Source organism: Paraburkholderia sp. (assembly GCF_035656215.1).
GTDB lineage: Bacteria > Pseudomonadota > Gammaproteobacteria > Burkholderiales > Burkholderiaceae > Paraburkholderia.
Genome location: NZ_DASRSY010000042.1, coordinates 1 through 10,006 on the forward strand (window position 1 = coordinate 1; position 10,006 = coordinate 10,006).

Consider the following 10,006-nt stretch of genomic DNA (forward strand, 5'->3'; position numbering starts at 1 on the left):
GCAGTGAAATCGTCGGCGGTATCGATCATCGTGCCGTCCAGATCGATGATCGCGGCTTGCAGGCGCGGGCCGTTGAAGGTCGGAGCAGGGTATGAAGTCGTCATGTTCAGTGCGGGATCCCGGTGAACGAGTGGTGCTCGATCAGTGCTCGATGTTGGCGAGTGCGGCGCGCATCTTGTCGATCACCACCTTGTGATCCGGCGCACCGAAGATCGCTGAGCCTGCCACGAACGTGTCCGCGCCTGCTGCTGCAATTTCGGCGATATTGTCGACCTTCACGCCGCCGTCCACTTCGAGATGAATCTCGCGACCGGTTTTTTCCTTGTAGGCGTCGATCCGTTTGCGCGCTTCGCGCAGCTTGATGAGCGCTTCGGGAATGAACGATTGACCGCCGAAGCCCGGATTCACCGACATGATCAGCACCAGATCGACCTTGTCCATCACGTAGTCCAGATGGTTCAGCGAGGTGGCCGGGTTGAACACGAGGCCGGCCTTGCAGCCATGATCGCGAATCAGCGACAGCGTGCGGTCGATATGGTCCGAGCCTTCCGGATGAAAGCTGATCAGGTTCGCGCCGGCCTTGGCGAAGTCCGGCACGATGCGGTCGACCGGGCGCACCATGAGGTGCACGTCGATCGGCACGTCCACGTGCGGACGGATCGCTTCGCAGACGAGCGGGCCGATCGTCAGGTTCGGCACGTAGTGGTTGTCCATCACGTCGAAGTGAATCCAGTCGGCGCCGGCGGCGACAACGTTGCGGACTTCTTCGCCGAGACGGGCGAAATCGGCGGACAGAATGCTGGGGGCAATGCGGAATTGCGTCATGGCGGGGGGCGGATGCAAGCGGGAAAACGCCATTTTACCGTTTTGTGCGCTGCTGAACCGGTTCGCGGGCGGTTTGATGCTGGCTCCCGAAACGCGCGGCAAAAGTGACAAAACGCCTTAGCGGCCCTTGGCCAGAGGGATTTGTCCGGTTGCGGGCGTGCCGCGCATCAAGCAGAATGCCAATCCATAAGCGCTGCTTCGCCAATGCGCCCGCAAACCATTGGCGTTCGGGGCTTCCCGCGATTTTTTACACCCCGTTTCACCAGACCGGAATCAGGATGAGCCAGTACGAATTCAGCGTCTCGGCGCAGGTGCAGTACCTGCCCGAAGAGTCGGACCCGGAGCGCCGCCAGTATGCGTTTGCATACACGCTGACTATCCGTAACAGTGGCCAGGTGCCCGCACAGTTGATTGCGCGTCACTGGGTGATTACCGACAGCGACAACAACGTGCAGGAAGTAAAGGGGCTGGGCGTGGTCGGGCATCAGCCGCTGCTCAAACCGGGCGAGCACTTCGAATATACGAGTTGGGCCGTGATCGCCACGCCTGTCGGCACCATGCGCGGTGACTATTTCTGCGTGGCGGAGGACGGCGAGCGCTTTGACGCACCCGTGCCCGAGTTCATTCTGCGTATGCCGCGTACTTTGCATTGAACCGCAGGCGTGGCTGGCGGTCTTTAAGAAGCTTTACGGCGCAGCTTTACTGAGATTTTTGCTGCTTTTGCTGTTCATTGGTGGCGGCGCGCGCGGCCTTTTTCTTGCCGGACGACGTCCATACAACGATAAAGACGAGCAGGAAGAGCGCGAGGAGCGATTCCAGCGCGAAGATGAGCATCGGGTATTCGTCGAACAGATCAGACATGGCGGTTTCCATCAAGAACGAACATTGTATGCGTTTTGTCCGCGCGGCCGGAGCATGGCTCGGAGCGCTTTCGGTTGCGGTAATGCTGGCTTCCTGCGGTGGCGGCAGCGCGGTCCGGCCTTCGGTTTCGCCCCCCACGGGTGCCGCGATCATACCCGGGCAGATCGCCGCGACGCGACTCACAGCGGTAGCGTGGCAGCAGGTGCCAGGCTGGCAGGACGATTCGCTGATCGGCGCAACGGCTGCGTTGCGGCAAAACTGCGTGAGGCTTGCGCGTCAACCGAATTGGGCTCGCGCATGCGCAGCGGCCTCGCAGATCGACGATCTGGACGTCACCAGTGCGCGCGCGTTTTTTGAGGCGTATTTCACGCCGTTCCAGTTAGCCAACAACGACGGCACGCTCGATGGTCTCGTCACCGGCTACTACGAGCCGTTGCTGCGCGGTTCGCGCACGCGGCATGGCGTGTATCAGACGGCGCTGTACCGCTGGCCATCCGGTTATCGCGCGGGCGCTCAGTTGCCGACGCGTGCGCAACTCGAGCGTGCGGGCGTGCTCAACGGCAATGAACTCGTGTGGGTCGACGATCCGATCGAAGCCTTCTTCCTGCAAGTGCAGGGGTCCGGGCGCGTCGTGATGGAAGACGGCAGCGTGATGCGGGTTGGCTTTGGCGGCACGAACAATCAGCCGTACAAGTCGATTGGCCGATGGCTGCTCGATCGCGGGGAACTGACGCCGGCACAGGCAACCATGCAGGGTATCAAGGCATGGGCGCGCGCGAACCCCACGCGGGTCGACGCGCTGCTCGATATCAATCCGCGCTTCGTGTTTTTCCGCGAGATGCCCTCCGGCGAGAGTGCGCCGAGCGGCGGGGCGGATGGTCCGATCGGCGCACTAGGTGTGCCGTTGACGCCGGAGCGCTCGATCGCGGTGGATCCGACTTCGATTCCACTTGGGACGCCGGTGTTCCTGCAGACCACGCGTCCGTTGACGAATTCACCGATGAATCGCCTCGTCTTCGCGCAGGACACGGGCTCCGCAATCAAGGGCGGCGTGCGCGCGGACTATTTCTGGGGTCTCGGCGACGATGCCGGCGATTTGGCCGGGAAGATGAAGCAGGGCGGCCGGATGTGGTTGTTGCTGCCGAATTCGTGAGGGTTGGTGGCAGGGGGCGGGTTTCCTGATTTTTGGCTGAGACCCGCCGCGTGGCTAATTTGCCCGACATGTGGCATCCGTTAGCGGCACTGTTTCCAGATACTGCTGCCGCTGCCGCTGCCGCTGCCGCTGCCGCTAGCTCTGTCTCTGTCTCTGCTTCCGCTTGTCCGCCACCTACCGTGCTTCGCTCATCTTGCGGTTTAATCCGCGTTCACGGCCCGCACATTTGATAGCAGGGCTGACGCCGATCAGCTCCGTTGCCAACCATCAACCTTCGGCGTTTTGGCGCTTTGCTTAAAGCCCCGACTTCCGCTTATCCACCACTCGCCGCGCTTTGCCTACCGAACGCTCGATGCCGTTCACACCCAGCACGTTCACGATCGCGCTCACGCCGATCAGCGCCTTGATGTCATAGGTCAACGCCTGCTTCGCCGTACTCAGTGCGGCAGTATCCGGCGCCGATTCCGGGCAGGGCTCGACGTTCAGCGTCAGTACGTCGAGCGGGCCTTCCTTGGTTAGCACGATTTGATAGTGAGGCGCGAGGGCGTGCTGCTTGAGCAGCAATTCTTCGATCTGCGTGGGGAACACGTTGACGCCGCGCACGATCATCATGTCGTCCGAACGGCCCGTGATTTTTTCCATCCGGCGCATGGTGCGCGCGCTGCCCGGCAAGAGGCGCGTCAGATCCCGCGTCCGGTAACGGACGATCGGCAGCGCTTCCTTGGTCAACGATGTGAAGACCAGTTCGCCGAGCTCGCCGTCCGGCAGCACTTCGCCGGTTTCCGGATCGATGATCTCCGGATAGAAATGGTCTTCCCAGATGGTCGGGCCATCCTTGGTCTCGACGCATTCCGAAGCGACGCCAGGTCCCATTACTTCAGACAAACCATAGATATCGACAGCGTCGATGCCCATGCGCTTTTCGATCGCCTGGCGCATGTCGTTGGTCCACGGTTCCGCGCCGAAGATGCCGAGGCGCAGCGAACAATTCGCCGGATCGATGCCTTGCCGTTCGAGCTCGTCGGCGATCGACAACATATAGCTCGGCGTCACCATGATGATGTCAGGCCGGAAGTCCTGAATCAGTTGCACCTGCTTTTCAGTCTGGCCGCCGCCGAACGGGATCACCGTCAGCCCCGCGCGTTCGGCGCCGTAGTGTGCGCCCAGGCCGCCGGTGAACAAACCGTAGCCGTAGCTGATGTGAACCTTGTCACCGCGCTTCGCGCCTGCGGCACGGATCGAACGTGCGACGAGATTCGCCCACGTATCGATATCGCGTGCTGTGTAGCCGACGACCGTCGGCTTGCCCGTCGTCCCGGACGACGCGTGTATCCGCGAGATCTGTTCCTGCGGCACTGCGAACATGCCGAACGGGTAGCTGTCGCGCAGATCCTTCTTCGTGGTGAAGGGAAAGCGCGCCAGATCCGAGAGGGTCTTCACTTCGCTCGGGTGGACGCCGGCGTCATCGAATTTTCGCCGATAGACCGGCGAATTTTCATAAGCGTGGTTCAGCGACCATTTGAGCCGTTCGAGTTGGAGCGCGGCAAGTTCGTCGCGGCTGGCTGTCTCGATGGGATCGAGCGGGAGGGCGGTGGTCATCGAATGTCTCCTTGCTGCCTCAATGCTTGAGTCTGGTGTGTGGTGCGCTTGCGCGCAAAAACCGTGGGCTTGCTGCTATCTATGTAGGTGCTGCGAATGTGTCGCAGACGCGCCGCGACTCAGCTGCTCAATTTGTTGTTCAGTCGCCCGTAGGAATCAAGTTGCCTTTGATCTGCGCAGATTTGCCGCGAAACATCGCCACGGTCTCCTCTGCGCGATTCGTGACGCGAATGTCGTAAATTCCAGTGCGGCCGCTCAGCGTTTGCTCGACCGCTTCAGCCGTCAGCACGTCGCCGCCTTGTACCGGTCGCAGGAATTCGATTGAGCATCCGGCTGCGACGGTGTTGATGTTGTACGTGTTGCACGCGAAAGCGAACGTCGAATCAGCGAGCGTGAAAATCAGGCCGCCGTGGCAAATCTGATGACCGTTCAGGAAGTCGTCGCGCACGGCCATGCGCAGGCGCGCATACCCTGGGCGTACTTCTACGATTTCGAGCCCGAGCGCCCGGCTGCACGCGTCGTTTTCGTACATGGCGGCTGCAGTTGCGCGAGCGAGTTCGTCGGGTGTCATCTGGGCGGGGTGGTTCGGTTGTGCGGACATATCAACGACCCTCGAAGCGCGGCGCGCTTTTTTCCACGAATGCTTGTACGCCTTCCGCGTAATCGTGGGACGCACCAAGTTCACGTTGCAGATCGCGTTCGAGATCGAGCTGCTGATCCAGTGTCTGCGTCGTGCCCGCGCGCATTGCCTGCTTGATCGCGGCGATGGCGCGTGTGGGTTGCTGTGCCAGTTGTGCCGCGAGTTTGCTTGCTGTGGCGGCTAGCTCGGCGTCACCAACCGTTTGCCAGATTAGTCCCCAGCTTTCAGCTTTCTCCGCGCTCAGTTTGTCGCCGGTGATGGCGAGACCCAAGGCGCGGGCCATGCCGACGCGTTGCGGCAGGAACCAGGTGCCCCCCGAGTCCGGCACGAGACCGATCTTTACGAATGCCTGGATGAAGCTGGCTGAACGAGCGGCAAGCACGAGATCGCAAGCCAGCGCGAGATTGGCGCCCGCGCCGGCTGCCGTGCCGTTGACTGCGGCAATCACGGGTAGTGGCAGTCTTTGCAGGCGGCGAATCAGCGGATTGAAATGCGCGTCGATCAGTTCGCCCAGATCGGTCATGGCGCCCGGCGTGAAGTCGAGATCCGCGAGATCCTGTCCCGCGCAGAAGCCTCGGCCTGCGCCGGTCAGCACGAGCGCACGGGCGCCGGACGCTTCGACCTGGTCGAGTGCGGCGCTTAGTTCCTGGTGCATTGCGCGCGTAAAGCTATTGAGCTTGTCCGGGCGGTTTAGCGTAATGGTCGCTACGTGGCTCGATGAATCGATGTCGAGACGAATCGCTTCATATGACATTGGGTGTCTCCTCAAAGTCTCTTTGACCGGTTAGGCGGTGAGCGAAGCGGGGTTCGTGTCAGAGCCGCTCGATCACCAAGGCGATGCCTTGACCCACGCCGATACACATCGTGCAAAGCGCAAAGCGGCCGTTGATCCGCTCCAATTGGTAAAGCGCGGTGGTGATCAAACGTGCGCCCGATGCGCCGAGCGGGTGGCCGAGCGCAATCGCTCCGCCATTCGGATTGACGCGCGGATCGTCGTCGCGCAGACCGAGGGTGCGCAGGACGGCAAGCCCCTGGGAGGCGAAGGCTTCGTTCAACTCGATCACGTCGAATTGGTCCAGCGTCATGTTCAGTTGCTTCAACAGCTTTTGCGTGGCCGGCGCCGGGCCGATACCCATGATGCGCGGCTCCACGCCCGCCGTTGCCATGCCCACCACGCGTGCGCGGCGACGCAATCCATATTGATCGGCCGCTTCCTGATTCGCGAGCAGCAGTGCGCACGCGCCGTCGTTCACACCCGATGCATTGCCCGCGGTCACGCTGCCGTCGGGGCGGACCACGCCCTTGAGCTTACTGAGGCTTTCGAGCGATGTTTCGCGCGGATGCTCGTCGAGCGTCACGCGTACGGGGTCGCCCTTCTTCTGCGCAATTTCAACGCCGACGATTTCCTGAGCCAAAGTGCCATCGCGCTGCGCGCGGGCTGCCTTTTGCTGGCTCGATAGCGCAAACGCGTCCTGATCCGCACGGCTTATGCCGAACTGGACGGCGACGTTTTCCGCGGTCTCCGGCATCGAATCGACGCCGTATTGGCGCTTCATCAGCGGATTGATAAAGCGCCAGCCAATGGTCGTGTCGTAAATATCGGCCTGCCGTGAAAACGCACTGGTGGCCTTGCCCATCACGAACGGCGCGCGCGTCATGCTTTCGACGCCGCCGGCGATCATCAGCCGCGCTTCGCCAGCCTTGATGGCGCGAGCAGCAGTGCCGACCGCATCCATGCCCGAGCCGCACAGGCGGTTGATGGTTGCGCCGGGCGCATCTGTGGGCAAGCCTGCCAGCAAGGCAGACATACGGGCGACGTTGCGGTTGTCGTCGCCGGCCTGATTGGCGCAACCATAGATCACGTCGTCGAGGGCCTGCCAGTCCACGCCAGGATTACGCTCGATCAGCGCCTTGATCGGCACCGCGCCGAGGTCGTCGGCGCGGACATCCTTCAGGGCGCCGCCATAGCGGCCGATTGGCGTGCGAATTGCGTCACAAATGAAGGCGTCGTTCATGTGGGTTCCTACTGGGACGGATCGGCGAGACGTGCCGATCCGATGTCTCATGTTAGTTGGGGCGCACAACTCGGTCTATTCGGCCGAACGGCATAGGATGAAAGCCGTGCTTTTGTCTTATGCCATTCAGCCAGCTACCGCCGGTGCCGCTTTCGGTTCAACATGAACGCGACTTTGAACGACGCGGAAGCGGTTCGCGACAAAGGCTGCGTCGGCCAGCGCGGCATTTGCTGCCGGGTTTGCGCCCGTGCCGTGGAAGTCGGAGAAGGCCGCGGACTGATTGACGAAAACGCCGCCCGTCAAATTGATCGAGAGTGCTACGCCACCGCGGATCGATGCTTCGTGCGCCGCTGCGAGCACGGCTTCATCCGTGCTGTAGATCGACAGTGTCAGCGCGCCGTGCTCGGCGGCGATTGCGCCAGCAAGGTCGAGCGACTGCGCCGTCGAGTCCGTCGCGATCACGAACGAGATCGGGCCGAACCATTCTTTGGTGAACTGCGCATGGTCAGTGGCAGCATCTAGTTGGAGCACGAGCGGTGTGCGCACGCGGGCGCCGGCAAACGCCGGATGTTCGAGCGATTGGCTTTCCACGAGAACGCGACCAAGCTTGCTCGCTTCCTCGATGCGTTGGGTTACGCCTTCGTTCTGGATCGCGCCGAGGAGTTCGACAGCACGGGCCGGGTCGGCAACCAGTTTTTGTACGGCGCCGGCGAGAGCCTGAGCAACCTCGTCGAATCCGAGCGTGCCTTCAGCGGTGCGTATGCCGGTGCGTGGAACGTAGATGTTTTGCGGCGCGGTGCACATCTGACCCGAGTACAGCGCGAGTGAGAAGGCGATATTGCGGGCGGCGGCTTTGATGTCGTCCACGGAGTCAATCACGATCTGGTTGACTCCGGCTTTTTCGGTGTAGACCTGAGCCTGATGCGCATTGCGTTCAAGCCAGGTACCGTTTTGTGTGCTGCCCGTGAAGTCGATGAGCTTGATTTCAGGGCGCAGCGCCAGATCCTGGACGAGCGGGCCGTCATTCGGTTCCGTGGCTAGCAACGTAACGACGTTCGGATCGAAACCGGCTTCGCGCAACACCTCACGTGCGATTCGCACGGTCAGCGCGAGCGGCAGAATCGCACCCGGATGCGGTTTGACGATGACTGTGTTGCCTGTTGCCAGATCAGCGAAGAGGCCCGGATAGCCGTTCCACGTCGGGAAGGTGCAGCAGCCGAGCACGAGGCCTGTGCCGCGCGGCACGACGGTGTAGCGCTTGTGCATCGCAAGGGGCGGATTTTTGCCTTGCGGTTTTTCCCAGTGGGCATTGGCGGGAATACGGCGCAGTTGATCCCACGCGTACACGACCGCTTCGAGTGCACGGTCTTGCGCATGCGGGCCGCCGGCCTGGAAGGCCATCATGAATGCCTGACCGGTCGTGTGCATCACGCTGTAGCCTATTTCGAAGCTGGCGCGATTCACGCGCGCGAGGATTTCGAGGCATACGCCGATCCACGCTTGCGGACCGGCTACGCGCCAGTCGCGCTGTGCGGCGGCCGCTGCGGTGATCAGCGCGGCAGGATCGGCTTTCGGATAGCGTACGCCAAGCGGGAACCCGAACGGCGAGACTTCAGCGCCGACGGTTTCCCCGGTCGACGGCTGGTCCAATTCGAACGTCTTGTTCAGGTGCGCTTTGAATGCGGCTTCGCCGTCTGCGCTAGCTGTTTCCCCGTACACTTTCGGACTGGGCATCTCGACGAACGGACTCCAGTAGCCGCGCGTTTCGACCGCGGTGAGTGCCTTTTGCAGCGTGTCTTCGTGCTTGGTGAATAGCGGATGTGTCATGGCAGAGGGGCTTAGCTGTACGTTGGGAAAAGCCTGTCGAATAATTGACCGACCGGTTGGTTGGTGAATGGTAGCATTATTAAGACGGCTGCGCGAAGCGTTTTCGCGCAGCATTAACCATTAGGAGGCGGCATGGCTTACGAGAACATTCTGGTTGAGACGCGAGGGCGGGTCGGTTTAGTCACGTTGAATCGCCCGAAGGCGCTGAACGCGCTGAACGACGCCTTGATGGACGAACTGGGTGCAGCGCTACGCGAGTTCGATGCCGACGAAGCGATTGGTGCGATCGTGGTGACCGGCAGCGAGAAGGCGTTTGCCGCCGGCGCTGACATCGGCATGATGGCGACCTACACCTATATGGATGTCTACAAAGGCGACTACATCACTCGCAACTGGGAAACGGTGCGCTCCATCCGCAAGCCGATCATTGCCGCGGTGGCGGGCTTCGCGCTTGGCGGCGGTTGCGAGTTGGCAATGATGTGCGACATTATTTTTGCCGCTGACACTGCGAAGTTCGGTCAGCCTGAAATCAAGCTCGGCATCATGCCGGGCGCAGGCGGCACGCAGCGACTGCCGCGGGCCGTCTCAAAAGCAAAGGCGATGGACCTCTGCCTGACCGCCCGTTTCATGGATGCCGCCGAGGCCGAGCGCGCCGGATTGGTCTCGCGCGTGATTCCCGCGGCTTCCCTTCTTGACGAGGCGGTGGCTGCGGCCGCGACCATTGCTGAATTCCCGCTGCCGGCAGTGATGATGGTCAAGGAATCGGTTAACCGTGCGTACGAAACGACGCTCGCAGAAGGCGTGCATTTCGAGCGCCGCCTCTTCCATTCGCTCTTCGCTACAGAGGATCAGAAGGAGGGAATGGCCGCGTTCGTTGAGAAGCGCAAACCGGTTTTCAAGCATCGGTAATACGCTTGTCAAAATAACGCTTGCAAGGCGGGGTGTGGCTCGCTAGAATCTCGCTCTTTCGTGCTCCGGACGCCGGGGCACGGGAAGCGGGAGAGCCAGCAGTGGCAAGGCTTTGCGCGAAGTGAGCGGGTTGAGAAAGTTGGAAAAACCTGTTGACGGCGTAGCGAAAGTTCTCCA

General features: G+C 61.6%; 10 protein-coding genes and 1 pseudogene. 3 read left to right on the forward strand and 8 right to left on the reverse strand.

The genetic code is table 11. The features are described from left to right. Both VFE81_RS02165 and rpe read right to left on the reverse strand, forming a co-directional pair. A pseudogene (locus tag VFE81_RS02165) lies at positions 1 to 104 on the reverse strand (phosphoglycolate phosphatase); the annotation flags it as partial. A 37-nt stretch (positions 105 to 141) separates the two neighbouring features. Next, positions 142 to 825, reverse strand: coding sequence for a ribulose-phosphate 3-epimerase (gene rpe, locus VFE81_RS02170; RefSeq protein ID WP_325043015.1), 684 nt, complete (start codon positions 823 to 825; stop codon positions 142 to 144). A 278-nt stretch (positions 826 to 1,103) separates the two neighbouring features. Here rpe and apaG point away from each other — a divergent pair, with 278 nt between their 5' ends. Both apaG and VFE81_RS02180 read left to right on the forward strand, forming a co-directional pair. Further along, positions 1,104 to 1,478 carry a Co2+/Mg2+ efflux protein ApaG gene (apaG, locus tag VFE81_RS02175; RefSeq protein ID WP_325043016.1) on the forward strand — a complete coding sequence of 125 codons (375 nt, stop codon included), beginning with the start codon at positions 1,104 to 1,106 and terminating at the stop codon, positions 1,476 to 1,478. Positions 1,479 to 1,714: 236 nt separating this feature from the next. Then, positions 1,715 to 2,839, forward strand: coding sequence for a murein transglycosylase A (locus VFE81_RS02180; RefSeq protein ID WP_325043017.1), 1,125 nt, complete (start codon positions 1,715 to 1,717; stop codon positions 2,837 to 2,839). Between the two features lie 294 nt (positions 2,840 to 3,133). Here VFE81_RS02180 and paaK read toward each other — a convergent pair whose 3' ends face one another. The 5 genes from paaK to paaN form a co-directional block, all read right to left on the reverse strand. Continuing rightward, positions 3,134 to 4,438: a phenylacetate--CoA ligase PaaK gene (gene paaK, locus VFE81_RS02185; RefSeq protein ID WP_325043018.1), complete on the reverse strand. Its 1,305-nt coding sequence runs from the start codon at positions 4,436 to 4,438 to the stop codon at positions 3,134 to 3,136. 139 nt (positions 4,439 to 4,577) lie between these two features. Then, on the reverse strand, positions 4,578 to 5,039 hold the full coding sequence (gene paaI, locus VFE81_RS02190) for a hydroxyphenylacetyl-CoA thioesterase PaaI (protein ID WP_325043019.1): 462 nt from the start codon (positions 5,037 to 5,039) through the stop codon (positions 4,578 to 4,580). A 1-nt stretch (position 5,040) separates the two neighbouring features. Further along, positions 5,041 to 5,832 (reverse strand): 2-(1,2-epoxy-1,2-dihydrophenyl)acetyl-CoA isomerase PaaG, encoded by a 792-nt coding sequence (paaG, locus tag VFE81_RS02195; protein WP_325043020.1) that lies wholly within the window; start codon positions 5,830 to 5,832, stop codon positions 5,041 to 5,043. A 58-nt stretch (positions 5,833 to 5,890) separates the two neighbouring features. After that, the gene (gene pcaF / locus VFE81_RS02200; protein WP_325043021.1) at positions 5,891 to 7,093 is read right to left on the reverse strand and encodes a 3-oxoadipyl-CoA thiolase; all 1,203 of its coding nucleotides are present in this window, start codon (positions 7,091 to 7,093) and stop codon (positions 5,891 to 5,893) included. Positions 7,094 to 7,219: 126 nt separating this feature from the next. Continuing rightward, on the reverse strand, positions 7,220 to 8,920 hold the full coding sequence (gene paaN / locus VFE81_RS02205; RefSeq protein WP_325043022.1) for a phenylacetic acid degradation protein PaaN: 1,701 nt from the start codon (positions 8,918 to 8,920) through the stop codon (positions 7,220 to 7,222). Between the two features lie 132 nt (positions 8,921 to 9,052). On the opposite strand from paaN, the gene VFE81_RS02210 reads away from it, so the two are divergent. Then, positions 9,053 to 9,829, forward strand: coding sequence for an enoyl-CoA hydratase (locus VFE81_RS02210; RefSeq protein WP_325043023.1), 777 nt, complete (start codon positions 9,053 to 9,055; stop codon positions 9,827 to 9,829). On the opposite strand, the gene VFE81_RS02215 is transcribed toward VFE81_RS02210, so the two are convergent. After that, the coding region (locus VFE81_RS02215) for a hypothetical protein (protein ID WP_325043024.1) at positions 9,816 to 10,006 on the reverse strand (191 nt) is incomplete at its 5' end. The two genes, VFE81_RS02210 and VFE81_RS02215, sit on opposite strands and share 14 nt — an antisense overlap.